Origin of the sequence: Shewanella sp. Isolate13 (genome assembly GCF_022398325.1) — a bacterium.
GTDB lineage: Bacteria > Pseudomonadota > Gammaproteobacteria > Enterobacterales > Shewanellaceae > Shewanella.
Map to the genome: position 1 here is coordinate 53007 of NZ_JAKEVD010000023.1, position 15983 is coordinate 68989.

The window sequence follows — 15983 nt, forward strand, 5'->3', positions numbered from 1 at the left end:
TTTCACTGAGCCCGCAAACTAAATGATGAGCCTTAATCCCTATAGCAAAAAAGCCAGAAAGCTCGCAGCAAATTGAAAATAAGTAGAAAACAGCCACTTTTTATCGTGCGCTACGTGAAATCTGGCGAGCTGAGCTAAGCAAAACTTTAAAGCAGCCACACAGCGCGCCGTGTCATTCTCGCTAAAGCTAACGACATTAATGACTAAAACAATGACTATAACAATGCCGATGTTTAGATAAACAGCTAATCATAGACTTTAATCTCAAGCTGTCATCATAGGCTTTAAACATAAACATAGACCTGCAACATAGAGTTAGGCTTTGAGCTTATGAGTATGCGGTTCATTCATTGAAGCTTTGTTGGGAACAAACGATGATCGTGGCTAAGTTATCTGGTTGGCAACTGACACTAATCTAAAATCAGAGATTTGAAATCTGATTAGAGTCCTGTAATTGACTGCCTATCATGAGAACAGCATGGGTACGGGACTTAAACTAGACCGGGATCATTGTCTGTATGAGAGTTGGCTGAAAACTGCATGCCTTACTCTATAAAGTAATATCCTACCTTGGTTACATAGATAAATAGCAGAATTAAATCATCGCGAAAATACCACACATAGATATGGCGTCATAAGGAGTGATAAAGGGATTTAAAGGAATATAAAGAGCAATATTGGCAAAAGCCCCTTTTAAGTCAATTGCCGATAATGTCACTTATCGGCATTAACTGCTTAGACATTTGACTTAGCAATCTAAAAAGGTTTGAGCTCACTCATGCTCAGCACTGACTTACTCAATACCCTGCAAGTAATCTAACGGTTTGTTCTGGGCACTTTCGTGACGCTCTATCTGGGTGGTGTGCAGATATTGTGATGTGGTATCGATACTCTCATGACCGGCATCGGCTTGTACGTGTGATAGTGGACGGCCATTAATATTGATGTCGTGAGTAATGCCTGTATGGCGAATATTGTGGATACTTAAGCCTCGCATCTGCTGTGCATCTTCAATAAAGCCGTCGTTTTCGATGCTATTAGCCGCAATTTCGATGATCTTATCGACTTCTTCTCGAATTTGACGAATACCTAAATTGGCATTAATAGCCCCTACTTCGCGCCCTCGCCCTGCGGCTTTTTGGCGCACAATCAACGGGTGCTGTTCATTGCTCGATGGTAATGGCGACAGTTTTAAATAGATACGATATTGAGTTAATGCATCGAGTAATGCCTTAGATACGGCGACACTTCTGCTCTTGCCACCTTTACTCTTTGGAATATGAAAACTCCAAATCCCAGTCTGTCGGTTTTGCTTAAACTGGCTCATCACTGGTGAGTAACCTGCCCTAGCTGACACTTCAGATACTCGCAAGTAACAAGAATAGATAAGCTTAATTAGAAACAAGCTACGCTGGTGCAATTCTGGCTGGGCTTTGGCGAGCTTCTCTACCGTTGACATGATGTAAGACCACTGTAACTCGGTGAATGCTAATTGATTGTCATCATCAGTGTTGAGTCGGTATTTTTGCTTTGAAGAGAATCGGCTCTTATTAAGCCACATCTGCGCCGGATTTTTTTCGCAGTAATCCTCCCCCATCAAGTAACTATAAAAGCTCGACAAGATCGCGACTTTGGTCTTAAGCGCACTATCACTAAGAACATAAGGCAGAATTTGCCCGTCGACTTTCTTGCCTCGAAACGGCAGCCAGCTCGGATTGGGTGTACGCTCACCACTCGCTTTGTCTTGCTTAAATTGGGCTACATTGAAATAACCGATAAGCTCAGTTGGCGGATTTTTACAGTACTCAATATATAAGCCGACTTCTCGGCGTCCTATGGCGCTGACATTGAGTTTGATTACATCAAAACACCAATGCAGAAACGTGGTTAGCTCACTGCGGTAAGCCTTGTAGTTATTCTCATTGTATTTCTGTTCAAACAGCCAGTCTGTCGCGAGCTCAAACACGAGGCCAGCCTCATCGAGTTCGCCTAGACTCAGCTGAGTAATATGCTGATTGACTAATGGGTTGCCAATTTGAATAAAATCGATGGAATCGAAAAGTGGGATAACCTGAGGTAACTGCATAGAAAGATAAGTATTAAGGTCGATATGGCTATACTAATCAGTAAGGTTAAAAAGCGATATCGTTAATTAACCTTATGGGATTGTTTTACCGATTAATAACCAATATTGCCTCTTTAACTGTCTGTTGGTTTTGGTTTTGGTTTTGGCAGTGTTTTGGGTATAGGCTTTGGCACTCTTGTTGGCACTGTTTGTCACAATGAATGCGTTTCTGACAGCTCCAAAGGCACAGTTGCCATACCGCTTGCTTAGTCTCGGAGTCTAAACAGTTAAAGTCTGCGGCACAAAGTAAGCCTTGCGAAATCAGTTGAGCTATTTTCTGTTCTGAAATTCGAATATTTAATTGCTTGTTGCCACTCATAATCCCTTCCACCTATCAATAATGACCCTATCAATTGCTAAGCTATCTACAACGTTGTATTTGTCACTTAGCTAATTTTAACAACACATCTTGATGTTAATGATTATCAATTGCATTGTCGAGTCATTTGGGTGCGTTTGCAGGAATATCGGACTACTTCACTGGCTCGCAATCAGATCTATCCCTATCGCTTATCCTGGGTTATCGGCTAAGAAGTCGAAGTTGGTAAAGTGTTCGATGCCATCGAGTTCATAGCTAACAACGGCGCTCCAAACCATATAATTGCTACTGCATGAACCGTATATTAAGGTTCCCTTATGGTTGTTTTGGTCTATTTGGGTGAGTTTTACCGGAATAATGCCCATAAACATATCTCTACCCTGAACTTTAACCTTTATATTACTCAGCGGCTGAGAAGTTTCGATTGAAAGCTGTAATGGCCGCTCACTGGGGGTTTGCCATGGGGTAACAGTTAACTGGATGTCTACATCGGCTACACTTTGGGTACAAGGACCAGACTTGAAATTACAAAGGCTCGGATCCACGGCTCTAGAGGCTTGCGGCTCTTGTTGACTAGGCTCGCAACCTAGTACGAATGTCCCCAATATTATGCTGTACGCAAGGCTTAATACTGCTGATTTGTGAGCGACTTGCACGTTAATTAACCTTTTGATTAGAAGTGTTAACATTCTATTGAGTACTTTGATCTAGATCAACTTATCAGGGGGCTTAATTCCTATCTTTTTTGATATAGCTCAAGTATCATGGCCATGCCTTGCGTTACATCATGAAATGTAAGGTTACACATTGACACAGAAGCCTAGTTTCCGATAGGAGACATGATTTGTCGTCATATAAACGGGTAGAGTTTTACTCTACACAATAATAAGTATAAGTAATAAGCAGTGGAAGCAATATGATGAACCATTCCCAGCCTCAAGGCGCTGATTACAACTACACCATCGTCCGTCAATTCGCTCTAACTACCGTGTTATGGGGAATTGTTGGGATGTCAGTAGGTGTACTAATTGCAGCGCAGTTAATCTGGCCGCAGCTAAACTTTGAAACTTCATGGTTAACGTATAGTCGTCTTAGACCACTACATACGAACGCCGTGATTTTCGCGTTTGGTACCTCAGCCCTTTTCGCCACATCCTATTATATCGTTCAACGCACCTGTCAAACTCGACTATTTGCGCCGAAGTTAGCCGCATTTACGTTCTGGGGTTGGCAAGCCATCATTCTATCAGCCGCAATCAGTTTACCGCTTGGTATCACCAGTGGTAAGGAATACGCTGAGCTAGAATGGCCAATCGATATCGCCATTACCATTGTATGGGTCTCCTATGCTGTGGTTTTCTTCGGCACTATCATGAAACGAGCAACGTCACATATCTATGTGGCTAACTGGTTCTTTGGCGCGTTTATCATCACGGTTGCCGTACTTCACATAGTTAACTCTATGGCTGTACCGTTGACTATGACTAAGTCGTACTCACTCTATAGTGGTGCAGTCGATGCTATGGTCCAGTGGTGGTATGGTCATAACGCCGTAGGCTTCCTGCTTACTGCAGGTTTCTTAGGTATGATGTATTACTTCGTACCTAAGCAAGCAGGCCGTCCAGTTTACTCGTACCGTCTATCTATTGTTCACTTCTGGGCTTTAGTTGCTTTGTATATCTGGGCTGGTCCTCACCACCTACACTACACAGCACTTCCAGACTGGACTCAGTCGCTTGGTATGGTGATGTCTCTAATCCTATTCGCTCCGTCTTGGGGTGGTATGATTAACGGTATCATGACCCTATCTGGTGCATGGCATAAACTACGTACAGACCCAATTTTGCGTTTCCTCGTTGTTTCATTATCTTTCTACGGTATGTCTACCTTCGAAGGCCCAATGATGGCAATCAAGACGGTTAACGCACTGTCTCACTACACTGACTGGACTGTTGGACACGTTCACTCAGGTGCATTGGGCTGGGTTGCTATGGTTTCAATCGGTTCGCTTTACCACTTGATCCCAGTTCTATTCGGCCACGGCCGTATGTACAGCACAAACCTAATTAACGTTCACTTCTGGTTAGCAACAATCGGTACTGTTCTTTATATCGTTTCAATGTGGATCTCTGGTGTTATGCAGGGTCTTATGTGGCGTGCAGTTAACTCTGACGGTACATTGACTTATAGCTTTGTTGAAAGCTTAGAAGCGTCATACCCGTTCTACTTTGTACGATTCCTAGGTGGTGTATTCTTCCTTGCAGGTATGTTCTTAATGGCATACAACGTATTCCGTACTGTTAAGGCCCCTAAAGATTCTTTGCCAGCAATTGCTGAAGCAAAAGCAGCTTAAGGAGTAGATACGATGAAATTTAATCATGAGATAGTTGAGAAAAACATCGGTCTATTAGGGATCTTCACTGTTATCGCCATCAGCTTTGGTAGCTTGGTCGAGATAACTCCCCTACTGTTCCAGGAAGACACTACTGAACCGCTAGAAGGTCAAATTCCTTATACGGCAATGCAGATAGAGGGTCGTGATATCTATATTCGTGAGGGCTGTTATGGCTGTCACAGCCAGATGATCCGTCCTTTGCGTGCTGAAACTGAGCGTTATGGCCACTACTCGGTAGCTGGTGAGTCAGTTTGGGATCATCCATTCCAGTGGGGTTCTAAGCGTACCGGTCCTGACCTTGCCCGCGTTGGCGGTCGTTACAGTGACAAGTGGCATGAGGTTCACCTAATTGACCCTCGTGCTGTGGTACCTCAATCAAATATGCCTGCATACCCTTGGTTAGCTGAGAACATTCTAACGGGTGATCTTACTGGCCAGAAGATGCAGATCCTGCAAAACCTTCACCCAACTCATGAGCTGTATACCGCTGAAGAAATTGATGGCGCTAAAGATGCCGTTAAGGGTAAGACAGAGCTGGATGCATTGGTTGCATATTTGCAGTCACTGGGCCACGCGCTTAAATAAGGAGGCAAAATATGGATTACGGCACATTACGTGGAATTATTACTATCGTTGTAATGGTGACCTTCATCGGTATCTTTGCCTGGGCATATAGCTCTCGTCGTAAGCAACAATTTGACGATGCAGCTAACCTGGTTTTCTCTGACGATGAGCAAAACTCGGTTTCGAAGGACTCAGGAGAACAAAAGTGATGAGTAACTTCTGGAGTATATGGATTATCGTACTCACGGTTGTGGTAATCATTGGTTGCGTTGTTCTACTACGTGCATGTTCTAAGAACGACACGGGCGTAGAAGAAGGCAAATCGATGGGTCACAGCTTCGATGGAATTGAAGAACTGAACAACCCACTACCAAAGTGGTGGAGTTATATGTTCTATATCACCATCATATTCAGTGTCATCTATCTTGCACTTTACCCAGGTCTTGGTAGCTTTAAAGGCTTTTTAGGCTGGACAAGTTCTAACCAAAGTGTGCGCACCATTGAAGAGTCTAAACAAGCAGTTGTTGACGCTCAAAATGAAGGCCGCTGGGTTCAGTATGACCAAGAAGTAAAGCACGCAGACGAAAAGTTTGGTCCTATCTTCAAGGCCTACGCCGACACGCCATTGGAAGAGTTAGTTAAGAATGAAGAAGCCCTTAAAGTGGGTGGACGTCTATTCTTACAAAACTGTGCCATGTGTCATGGTAGTGATGCCCGTGGTAGCAAAGGCTTCCCTAACCTAACCGACGATGCTTGGTTATACGGTGGTGAACTTGAAACGATTAAGACCTCTATTATGGACGGTCGTCACGGTATGATGCCGCCAAAAGGTGGTTTACCGATTGAAGACAGTGAACTTAAGGGGCTAACTGAATATGTCGTTAAGCTATCTGGTCGTGATCATGATGAAGCACTTGCCGCTCAAGGCCAAGGTTCATTCATGAAAGGCTGTTTCGCCTGTCATGGTATGGATGGCACCGGCAACAAGTTCATGGGCGCTCCTAACCTAACCGACAACGCTTGGGTATATGGTGGTAGCCGTGGTGCTATCGAGCAGTCAATCAAGAACGGTCGTACTGGTGTGATGCCAGCATGGAAAGATGTATTAGGTGAAGAAAAAGTTCACGTAATTACAGCTTACGTTTACAGTTTGTCTGACAAGTAATCACACCCAGTTAACACTGAGTGTAATATTAAGGCCTCGTACCAACGAGGCCTTTTTTTTAAGTGCTAAATCACAGTTTTAAAGGTAAAATAACTGTTCTTTTTTCCCAAGTTTCTAACAACTATTCTAATAATTATAGGTGATAAAAATGTCTACTCCACAAGCCTGGTATAAGCAGTTCTGGCCTTGGTTTCTCATTGGATTACCGCTATGTGCTGTGCTCGCGAGTATCAATTTATTGATGATAGCAATAGATACTAAAGATTCGCTGGTCACTGAAGATTATTACAAAGAAGGTAAAGGCATCAATATTGACCTTCGCAAGATTAAGCAAGCTAAACAGCTCGGTATGAATTACCTGCTAGAGTTTGATGACGAGTATGTCGAGATCTCACAGCAAGGTGGTGAAAAATACCTTGCGGCATTGAGTGTTAGCTTCTTCCACCCGACTTTAGAAGAGCGTGATTTTTCTCAAATAGTGACTGCCGATGCAAACGGTATTTACCGCATCGATTTAACTCAAGCCATTGAAGGCCCATGGGAAGTACGTATCGAAGGTTTTGATCAAAGCTGGCGTATTCAACAGCGTGTCACTTTAGTCGATGATCAACAGTACTGGTTAAACTGATCCCTAAGCCTCTTCGCCATTGACGCTAATAAGCTATCAGAAATATAAGAGTAAGAAACTTACCGTATGAGTCAACCGAGCTGTTTTCACTGTAACGAACCTGTATTGACAGGTTCGCAATTCATTACCCGTATCAATGATGTTGAGCAGCAGATGTGCTGCCCTGGTTGCCAAGCGGTATCGCAAGCGATTATTGATGCGGGACTGACTAACTATTATCGTTTTCGTACCGAGCCTGGCAGCAAACAGACAGCCTTAGTGCCTGAAGAGCTGTCTAACTTCAGCGCTTACGATCTGCCCGAAGTGCAGCAGGACTTTATCCAACACAGAGACGAGCTTAATGAAGTGTCGTTAACAGTAGACGGCATTACCTGTGCGGCCTGTGCTTGGTTGATTGAGCATAAAATTAGTAAACTTCAAGGTGTCGCGAGTGTTCAGGTCAACTCTACCACGCAACGAGCACTGATCTCTTGGGATGCGAGCCAGATAAAGCTCAGTAAAATTCTTAATCAAATCAGTCAGATTGGCTATCAAGCAGCGCCTTTTCAAGTCGATGAACAAGAGATTAAGAGTAAAGGAGACGGACGCAAGTTTTTACTACGACTGGGTCTAGCAGGCTTTGCTACCATGCAGGTGATGATGTTTGCCCTCGCCCTCTATTCTGGTTACTTTACCGATCTCGACACCGAGTACCGTGATTATTTTCGCTGGGTGAGTATGCTGTTTGCCGCGCCTGTGGTGTTTTATTCGGCTCAGCCATTCTACTTTAGTGCGGTGCGCTCACTACTTATGGGTAGAGTCAATATGGATGTGTCGGTGAGTATCGCAATTTGCGGTGCCTATATCGCCAGCTGCATCGAAACTGTCAACGGTACCGGAGAAGTGTATTTCGAGTCGGTTTCCATGTTTACCTTCTTCCTTTTGCTAGGTCGCTTCTTCGAGCAAAATGCGCGTCAAAAGGCGTCCGTTAGTTCCAGCAATCTACATAAATTGGTACCGTTAACCGCCCAGTTAAAGACAGATCAAGGATTTGACGAGATCCCTGCCAAGCGTCTGGTTATTGGCGATATTATTTTGGTTAAACCAGGTGATGTTATTGCCGCCGATGGCGTTATCGTCGAAGGCGAATCAGCCGTTAACGAAGCGATGTTAACCGGTGAGCAGATGCCATTACAAAAGGCGTTACAGTCAGAAGTGTTTGCCGGTACGATCAATATTGAACAACCCGTTTTGGTCGAGGTTACTGCATTAGGCCAAGATCAACTGGTTGCAGAGATCATTCGCTTGCAAGAGATCGCCTCAAATAATAAGCCCAAGGTAGCGCTGTATGCGGACAGATTTTCAAATTACTTCACTGCCATCATTTTGTTGATTGCAGCATTGACCTATCTGTTTTGGTATTTCTACTCACCCGAAGATGCGTTCTGGGTCACCCTATCAGTCTTGGTCGCGACCTGCCCTTGTGCCTTAGCATTAGCGACGCCAACAGCTGTGACCTGTGGTACGGCAATCATGACACGCCTCGGAATTATCACCAGACGTTCTGGTATTTTTGAAAAGCTACCGAAAATTCAACATGTGGTATTCGATAAAACCGGCACCCTCACCTTAGGCTCATTGTCTATTAGTGATGTAGAACTGACGGCTGATTGGTCAAAAGACAAGGTACTTGCTCACATTGCTGCACTCGAATCTGGCTCTTTACACCCTATTGCAAAAGCCTTCGCCCCCTATTTCAGTGGTGAACTCTCGGTCAGCAATAGGCAGAGCGTTGTCGGCAATGGCCTATGCGGCACTATTAATGGACAAGTATTTAAAGTCGGTAGTCAGCAATTTGTTAATGGCACATCGATTGATGAAGCCTCAACAATTGTTTGGTTCAGTCAAGGGGAGCGTTTGCTGGCTAAAATAACCCTCAATGATGAAGTGCGCCCCGAAACCAGTCAAGCCGTAAGCCAGCTAAAGGCGATGGGGTGCAAAATCAGTATTGCCAGTGGCGATAATTCCACCCAAGTTGCCGCCCTCGGACAGCGCCTTGGTATTGATGATGTCCATAAGGGGCTTTCACCTAAAGATAAACTCGCATTAATTGATAAGTTTCAGCAACAGGGTCAGGTCGCCATGTTCGGTGACGGTATCAACGATGCGCCCGTTTTAGCCGGAGCCAATTTATCCATCGCGATGGGAAGTGGCGCCGCCATTTCAAAGAATAGCGCCGATATTATCTTGCTCGGCGATAACCTCTCTCGTTTCGCCGATGCGGTAAAGGTTGCCAAGTCCACTGGGCGGATCATCAAGCAGAATTTATTCTGGGCGCTGGGATATAACCTGTTTATAATTCCATTGGCCGTTACAGGCCACGTTGCTCCCTATATCGCTGCACTAGGCATGTCAGCGAGTTCACTCATTGTTGTTAGCAATAGCCTAAGACTTCTTAAGGTGCGTTTATGAGTATTATCTATGTCTTAATTCCAATCGCCATGCTGTTTGTTGCAGTAGCGGTTGCCGTGTTTTTTTGGGCGGTAAAATCTGATCAATTTGATGATTTAGAAAAGCAGAGTGTATCGATTCTTTTTGAAGACGATGACCAGAATAGTAAGACGACAACACAAAACATTGATAAACATGACGGCGAAAAGCCTGTGAGCCTAGAGCGTGAATGATTACAGCTTGATTGGAGCGTTATTGGTCGGCTTGATGGGGGCTGGCCACTGTATTGGTATGTGTGGCGGCCTCGTTGGTGCGCTATCGGCTAATTTACCTAAGCAGACTGCGGGCAATGTGCTGATGTCCCAGCTCGGTTACCTACTAAGCTACAACAGCGGCCGCATTATCAGTTACACCCTAGCTGGAGCCCTCATCGGCGGCAGTACCAGTGCCCTTGGATTATTGTTCGATGCCGATACTTACCTTCTTGTTTTACGTGCTTTTGCCGGCATTATGATGATCATTACTGGCCTTTATATCGCACAATTGTGGGCAGGAGTGGTACAAATTGAACGTGTGGGCAAATGGTTGTGGCAATACATAGCGCCTGTCGCCAATAAATTTATTCCGATTAAGAACCGCCGCCACGCCTTCATTGCTGGAGCGCTTTGGGGCTGGCTCCCATGTGGTTTGGTTTATAGCATGCTAACCTGGAGCGTTGCAGCGGGTAACGCCATCGATGGTGGCCTAATCATGTTTTGTTTCGGCTTGGGTACGCTTCCTGCACTGTTAAGTGCGGGGATCGCAGCGAGCGCTTTTAGTCGCTGGGTGCAAAAAAAGGCGGTGCGAATAATAAGCGGTATTGCCTTAGTGGCATTCGGAATACAGACCTTGTATGTGGCGATTAACCAGCTTAGCTAGCTCCCAATATCAAATTAGTTTAACATAGTAGGTGAACAGTCAAAATTGAGAGAGACAATGTCAGCTGATAACAATAAGAACCGCCGTCAAATGGCGTCAGGATGTGCGATTCATTGTCATGATTGCAGCATGGGTACGCTTTGTATTCCGTTCACGCTTAACTCTAACGAGTTAGACCAGCTTGATGAAATCATCGAACGTAAAAAGCCGATCCAAAAAGGTGAACCCATTTTCAAATCTGGTGACCCGCTAAAATCATTATTCGCAATTCGCTCAGGGACAATTAAGAGTTACACCATCACCGAGCAAGGTGATGAGCAGATCACAGGCTTTCATTTAGCAGGTGATGTGATAGGTTTTGATGGTATTCACTCACAATTTCACCAAAGTTTTGCTCAGGCATTAGAAACCTCTATGGTATGTGAAATCCCCTTCACTACTCTGGACGAACTCACCGGAAAGATGCCAAAACTGAGACAGCAGGTCATGCGCTTAATGAGTAATGAAATTCAAAGCGATCAAGAGATGATTTTGCTACTCAGCAAGAAGAATGCAGAAGAGAGACTGGCTGCATTTATCAGTAACCTAGCTAAGCGCTTCGGTAGCCGCGGTTTTTCACCTAGAGAATTTAGATTAACCATGACCCGTGGTGATATCGGCAATTACCTTGGTTTGACGGTAGAGACTATCAGCCGTTTGCTGGGCCGTTTCCAAAAGTCAGAACTGATTGAAGTTAAAGGAAAGTACATCACCATATTGGATATAGATGCATTAAGCGAGCTATCTGGGAACAGTAATATTGCGCGATAGGAAGTATTTGGCAATCCGCTTGATCTAAAACAATATAAATTCATCGCAATCATGCAAGATGAAACTAGACGATATTAGATGAGGAAACAGTAATGATGGACTATCAGAAACTCCTTGTGGTTATCGACCCAACGACAGACAAGCAGGCGGCTCTTGCCAGAGCCGTTGAACTCGCCTCTGACAACCAAGCCGAGATTACGGTATTTTTATCCATTTTTGATTTCTCTTACGAGATGACCTCTATTCTGTCTGGTCATGAGAGAGAAGCAATGCGTGAAGGCGTTGTTAATCAGCGTAAGGCCTGGATTGAAGATATCATAAAACCCTACTGCAAAGATGGCGTCAAGATCACGACCGAAGTCATCTGGCATAACCGCCCTTTCGAAAGCATCATTAAACAAGCCATTGAAGGTAATTACGATATTATCGTCAAGGGTACGCACGAGCATGACAAGCTTAAGTCAGTGATCTTTACCCCGACCGACTGGCACTTGATGCGTAAGGCGCCCGTTCCTGTACTTCTGGTTAAAGCAGATGAATGGCCAGTCGCAGGTAAAATTGTTTGTGCCGTCAATGTCAGTGCAGACGATGATGCGAACGCAACGCTTAATGGCAAGATTATTTCCCATGCTAAGAAGTTAGCGAGTCAATTTAATGCTCAGGTTCACCTCGTCAACGGTTACCCGGGCACCCCCGTTAACTTAGCAATCGAGCTGCCAGATTTCGATGCTCACACCTATAGCGAAACGATTAGGCTGCAACACGAAGAGCGAATTTGCTATCTTGCTAACGCATACGGGATCTCTCCAGACTTCTGCCATGTAAAAGAAGGCCTACCAGAAGATGTTATCCCCGATCTTGCAACGGAACTAGATGCTGAGTTAGTGGTACTTGGAACCGTCGGCCGAACAGGCCTTTCGGCGGCCTTGATCGGTAATACAGCCGAACATGTCATCGACAGCATTAACTGCGACCTATTAGCAATTAAGCCCGATGGCTATAAATCGCCTTTAGAAGAGCTATAACCGCTATCTAAGCTTTACCCCAAGCCATTTAGCTGGAATAATACGCGCCCTGAACATTTGTGTACTAGGCGCGTTTTTTTATGTCCGAAGAATTAACCCCAAAACAAGTTACCCGCATGGCAAAACTACAGAAGCGACTACGCGCTGAAGTTGGCCGAGCTATTGGTGACTACAACATGATTGAAGATGGTGACCGCGTTATGTGTTGCCTCTCCGGTGGTAAAGATAGCTATGCCATGCTTGATATCTTGTTGAACCTTCAGCAACGCGCACCTATTAAATTTGAAATCGTTGCCGTAAATCTGGACCAAAAGCAGCCAGGTTTTCCAGAAGATATTTTACCTGCCTACCTCGATACATTGGGCGTGGCATACCATATCCTCGAAAAAGATACTTACTCTATCGTTAAAGAGAAGATTCCTGAAGGCAAGACCACCTGTTCGCTTTGTTCGCGCCTGCGCCGAGGAACCCTATACGGCTTCGCACAGAAGATCGGCGCGACTAAAATCGCACTAGGTCACCATAGAGACGACATTATCGAGACCATGTTCCTTAACATGTTCTTTGCAGGTAAGATGAAAGCCATGCCGCCGAAGTTGTTATCTGACGATGGGGCAAATATGGTGATCCGCCCGCTGGCTTATTGTCGCGAAAAAGATATTGCCGAATACGCTAAGCTTAAAGATTTCCCAATCATTCCTTGTAATCTTTGTGGTTCACAAGAAAACTTAAAGCGTGCCGCAGTCAAAGACATGCTAGTACAGTGGGATAAGCAGCACCCTGGTCGTATCGAAACTATCTTTACCGCTATGCAAAATACCGCGCCATCGCAAGGTGTGGATAGAGAGCAGTTTGACTTTTTATCGCTAAAACGCGATCCCGATGCGCCGTTGAGAGGCGATGTGGCTGAGTCTGATCTTCCTGCATTTGATTTTGTAGATGTGGCGAATAATGGCCATATCAATCTGGATAAGGCGGCTCGAATCGACGTTGTCAGCACTTATACGCCAGAGTAAATTGGCAGACTATCTCTAGAGTGTAAAATTGCTAGACGTAAAAAAGCCCTGATTAACAGGGCTTTTTTGTGGCAATCACTTAGCTTAACGCTATTTTACCGTCCAAGGACTTATGACGTTAGGCTTAATGCTTGAGGTCAGTGTCTCGAGCTTATCTATCTGTTCACTGCCCAATCTGTACGTACCCGATACAGGGATCACCTTGCCATCAATAGTAAGGGTCGCATCTTGAGAAAACTCGAGGTTTAACCCAGCAATATCATCTGCAAAGTAACGCATTGGAAAACCTTGCATACGGCTGAGCAATGCATTCATCTCTTGCTCTAGCTGCTTGAGCTCGGCCTTGTCATAGCTTTTCTTGGTATTTTTTGCTCTAACCTGCATTGCAATGGCGCAGGTTTGCGCATTGCCTTCAACATCTAAGTTAATTAAGGCTCGATCAGACTTTAGTTGACTATCAAAGGGTAAAAATAACCGTTGGTCTTTTGTTATGGTTAACGGAAAGGTATCGTTTTCGGTCGTAATCGTGCCACTTTTGACCTTGCATCCATTAGCCTTAGAGACAGAGAATGCCAGCTCCACTAACTGGTAGTTACCTTTATTTACCTGCTTGAGGCGTTGATAAAAGCTTTGATACTCAAGTGAGATCGGCTGAGCCTGACCCACTGTCGAAACTCCTAATAAGATACAGCTAAGCAGCAGTTGTTTTTTCATTATTATCCACTAAAAATCGTTGGTTTTGGCGTAACATTTCAAGTAGCTCATCGATATAAGCTTCCTGACGTTCTGAATAGTTGATCAAGCCATAAACAAGGTCTTGAGCTTGAGGTGTCTTATTCTGCGCCCGCAGATCGGCTCGAATCGATCTCAGTAATGTGTAAGCGGCATTGGAATTAAGGTTACGCATGTACGAAGCTACCGAATCTTCGACAGTTTTAAATAGTGCGACCTCGTGAGATAAGCCTTCGGTTCTCGATTGAGGCACTAGACCACAACCTTTTCGAAAACACCACTGGCCGAAAAAGTTAAGCCCCTCTTTTGCAAATCGAGAGCTGCCCCAACCCGTTTCATTAGCGGCTTGAATTAACACCATCTGCTCTGGAATAATATCGACTCGAACCAATAGGGTATCAAGATTACTAAGGGTTAGGCTTCGTAATGTGTACTGATATTTTTCAGATATTTGCTGTAATCTAAACTCGTCGGCTTCGGTAAGCGCTTTGCCATTAATGATCTGCTTCTTAGTCTCAATAAGAAAGTCTCTCTCACCCTGAATAATGGCATTCTGGTGCTTAATTGACGGTCTTAAAAAATCAAAAAATGCACGCTTCTTTTCGCTAACATCCTTAATTGCTGCGAAATCAGGCACAACATTGGCGATCTCTTCGTTGACGATGGCTTTACCCAGTGTCTGGGGTTGCTGCTCACTGCTGGGAATAAATACCAATCTCATGACCAACAATAGCCCAAGCACCATACCTAAGGCGATGGTAAACAGCCCTACTTTACCTGTTTTCACTCATTATCCTTTATCAGTCTCTTGTTTAACTCGGTTTTGGCTATTATAAGCTAGCTTTAACTGAGAATACATCGCGAAAATTTTTGATTATCTAGGTATAATGTCCGCTTCTTTTATATATCGGTGCCGGGTATTCAGGAAGGAGACCCTCAATGAAACATAATAGCCTTAATCAATATAACCATGTGGTAGCCATAGGTGGCGGGCATGGATTAGGCCGAGTGCTTTCCGCGCTTTCTTTTTTAGGCCCTAAGCTGACGGGCATTGTCGCAACCACAGATAATGGCGGCTCCACCGGCCGTTTAAGAGCTGAGAAAGAGTGCATCGCCTGGGGGGATTTACGAAACTGCTTAACTCAGTTAGCAAAACGTCCTTCCGTTGGCTCATTAATGTTTGAGTATCGTTTCGGCGGTGACAGTGAACTTACTGGCCACAACCTTGGTAACTTAATGTTAATGGCACTGGATGAACTTTGCGTTCGCCCTCTTGACGCGGTTAACTTGGTACGCAACTTCCTCAATATCGATACCCGCCTTATCCCAATGTCGGAAGAGCCTACGCACCTAGTTGCATTGCAAGCAAGCGGCGAAAGCGTTTTCGGCGAAACCGATGTCGATAAGATGCAAGATACGCCAATTGCTTTATCACTCGATCCGCAAGTACAGGCGACTTGTGAAGCATGTGAAGCAATCCGAGACGCCGAACTGATCATCTTAGGCCCAGGTAGCTTCTTAACCAGCGTCATGCCGCCTCTTTTGCTACCTAAAATAGCCAGTGCTTTGGCTCAGTCGAAAGCCGAAGTGATCCTTATCGATAACCTGACAAAGGAACCCTCTCCTATTGCCAATTGCAGCATGAATAATAAAATTAATTGGTGCCATCAGGTATTGGGCTTAAAAATTATCGATAAAATTCTTTGCCACGCAGACACGAGTTACGTCGAGGGAAATATCAGTTATTATCCGCTTCGCAGCTCTCACCATATCGGGCTACATGATAAACAAGCACTCGCCGATGCACTATCCATTATGGTGAGCGAAAAGCACTGCGTAGCGCAGCTGTAGTTAAA

Annotated in this window: 17 protein-coding genes; 12 read left to right on the forward strand and 5 right to left on the reverse strand. The window is 44.6% G+C overall.

Annotated features, from left to right (window positions below; genetic code table 11):
- Positions 1-793: 793 nt before the first annotated feature.
- From L1D44_RS14745 to L1D44_RS14755, 3 genes are all read right to left on the reverse strand, one after another.
- A complete protein-coding gene (locus L1D44_RS14745) occupies positions 794-2086 on the reverse strand; it encodes a site-specific integrase (RefSeq protein WP_239891797.1) in 1293 nt (430 codons plus the stop codon).
- A gap of 85 nt (positions 2087-2171) precedes the next feature.
- Positions 2172-2444, reverse strand: coding sequence for a hypothetical protein (locus L1D44_RS14750; protein WP_239891799.1), 273 nt, complete (start codon positions 2442-2444; stop codon positions 2172-2174).
- 191 nt (positions 2445-2635) lie between these two features.
- The gene (locus tag L1D44_RS14755; RefSeq protein ID WP_239891801.1) at positions 2636-3133 is read right to left on the reverse strand and encodes a hypothetical protein; all 498 of its coding nucleotides are present in this window, start codon (positions 3131-3133) and stop codon (positions 2636-2638) included.
- 227 nt (positions 3134-3360) lie between these two features.
- Here L1D44_RS14755 and ccoN point away from each other — a divergent pair, with 227 nt between their 5' ends.
- The 11 genes from ccoN (at position 3361) to ttcA (ending at position 13395) form a co-directional block, all read left to right on the forward strand.
- A complete protein-coding gene (ccoN, locus tag L1D44_RS14760) occupies positions 3361-4797 on the forward strand; it encodes a cytochrome-c oxidase, cbb3-type subunit I (protein ID WP_220769859.1) in 1437 nt (478 codons plus the stop codon).
- A gap of 12 nt (positions 4798-4809) precedes the next feature.
- Complete coding sequence (ccoO, locus tag L1D44_RS14765; RefSeq protein ID WP_220769860.1) at positions 4810-5424, forward strand: cytochrome-c oxidase, cbb3-type subunit II; 615 nt, start codon at positions 4810-4812, stop codon at positions 5422-5424.
- Between the two features lie 11 nt (positions 5425-5435).
- Positions 5436-5612, forward strand: coding sequence for a cbb3-type cytochrome c oxidase subunit 3 (locus L1D44_RS14770; RefSeq protein WP_220769861.1), 177 nt, complete (start codon positions 5436-5438; stop codon positions 5610-5612).
- Positions 5612-6568, forward strand: coding sequence for a cytochrome-c oxidase, cbb3-type subunit III (ccoP, locus tag L1D44_RS14775; protein WP_239891803.1), 957 nt, complete (start codon positions 5612-5614; stop codon positions 6566-6568). The genes L1D44_RS14770 and ccoP overlap by 1 nt, the downstream gene beginning before the upstream one ends.
- A gap of 148 nt (positions 6569-6716) precedes the next feature.
- Positions 6717-7196, forward strand: coding sequence for a FixH family protein (locus L1D44_RS14780; protein ID WP_239891805.1), 480 nt, complete (start codon positions 6717-6719; stop codon positions 7194-7196).
- 66 nt (positions 7197-7262) lie between these two features.
- Entirely contained in the window at positions 7263-9647 is a 2385-nt protein-coding gene (locus tag L1D44_RS14785) for a heavy metal translocating P-type ATPase (protein ID WP_239891806.1), read from the forward strand.
- A complete protein-coding gene (gene ccoS / locus L1D44_RS14790; protein WP_239891808.1) occupies positions 9644-9859 on the forward strand; it encodes a cbb3-type cytochrome oxidase assembly protein CcoS in 216 nt (71 codons plus the stop codon). Before L1D44_RS14785 ends, ccoS begins: the two co-directional genes overlap by 4 nt.
- Positions 9852-10544, forward strand: a complete 693-nt coding sequence (locus L1D44_RS14795) for a sulfite exporter TauE/SafE family protein (RefSeq protein ID WP_239891810.1) — start codon at positions 9852-9854, stop codon at positions 10542-10544. Before ccoS ends, L1D44_RS14795 begins: the two co-directional genes overlap by 8 nt.
- Before the next feature lie 57 nt (positions 10545-10601).
- Positions 10602-11354, forward strand: coding sequence for an electron transport transcriptional regulator EtrA (gene etrA / locus L1D44_RS14800; protein WP_239891813.1), 753 nt, complete (start codon positions 10602-10604; stop codon positions 11352-11354).
- Between the two features lie 92 nt (positions 11355-11446).
- Positions 11447-12379: a universal stress protein UspE gene (gene uspE, locus L1D44_RS14805; protein ID WP_239891815.1), complete on the forward strand. Its 933-nt coding sequence runs from the start codon at positions 11447-11449 to the stop codon at positions 12377-12379.
- An 80-nt stretch (positions 12380-12459) separates the two neighbouring features.
- Positions 12460-13395: a tRNA 2-thiocytidine(32) synthetase TtcA gene (gene ttcA, locus L1D44_RS14810; protein ID WP_239891817.1), complete on the forward strand. Its 936-nt coding sequence runs from the start codon at positions 12460-12462 to the stop codon at positions 13393-13395.
- A gap of 90 nt (positions 13396-13485) precedes the next feature.
- Here ttcA and L1D44_RS14815 read toward each other — a convergent pair whose 3' ends face one another.
- Together L1D44_RS14815 and L1D44_RS14820 are read right to left on the reverse strand one after the other, a co-directional pair.
- Positions 13486-14109 carry a DUF2987 domain-containing protein gene (locus L1D44_RS14815; RefSeq protein ID WP_239891819.1) on the reverse strand — a complete coding sequence of 208 codons (624 nt, stop codon included), beginning with the start codon at positions 14107-14109 and terminating at the stop codon, positions 13486-13488.
- The gene (locus L1D44_RS14820) at positions 14087-14914 is read right to left on the reverse strand and encodes a glucosaminidase domain-containing protein (protein ID WP_239891821.1); all 828 of its coding nucleotides are present in this window, start codon (positions 14912-14914) and stop codon (positions 14087-14089) included. The genes L1D44_RS14815 and L1D44_RS14820 overlap by 23 nt, the downstream gene beginning before the upstream one ends.
- 152 nt (positions 14915-15066) lie before the next feature.
- Between L1D44_RS14820 and yvcK the strand changes: the two genes are divergently transcribed.
- Complete coding sequence (gene yvcK / locus L1D44_RS14825) at positions 15067-15978, forward strand: uridine diphosphate-N-acetylglucosamine-binding protein YvcK (protein WP_239891823.1); 912 nt, start codon at positions 15067-15069, stop codon at positions 15976-15978.
- Positions 15979-15983 lie beyond the last annotated feature (5 nt).